At 44.8% G+C, this 549-nt stretch carries 1 protein-coding gene; it reads left to right on the plus strand.

The features are described 5' to 3' along the window. The coding region (locus R7Q11_RS28600) for a GreA/GreB family elongation factor (RefSeq protein ID WP_225467278.1) at positions 1-310 on the plus strand (310 nt) is incomplete at its 5' end. Positions 311-549: the final 239 nt, after the last annotated feature.

A 549-nucleotide genomic window follows, 5' to 3' on the forward strand; every position in this document is an offset into this window, starting at 1 on the left:
CGTTCGTTTTCTCAGAAAGTTTTTACCTGAAGTCACCATCGTAGATTACTCACCTCAACAAGAAGGCAAAGTCTTTTTTGGTGCTTGGGTCGAGATTGAAAACGAAGCTGGTGATGTGAAGAAGTTCCGCATTGTGGGGCCAGAAGAAATATATGGCGATGCCAAAGATTACATCTCCATTGATTCCCCTATGGCCAGAGCCATGTTGAAAAAGCAAGTGGATGAAGAATTTACCGTTCGAACGCCGGAAGGTGACAAAGAGTGGTTCATCAATTCGATTGAATACAACAAGCAAAGCGCAGAATCTTAACTTCCTCGACCTTGAAACATTCGGCGAGCGAAATGCGTTTGCCAATGATGTTGACCTATTTTTATGCGCCCCCATTTGAGGGCGCGAGCTGTATTTACTGGAGAGGTTTAAAATGAAAGCCGTGATTTGTGGTGCTGCGTTAACGATGGCTATTTCGCTTCCTACTGTCGCTCAAGAAGAGCTAAAAGGGTGTGATGCCAAAGCGTTTGCTCTTGAGCAGCAAATTGAATACGCCACAG

This window comes from Vibrio sp. 970, from assembly GCF_033339075.1.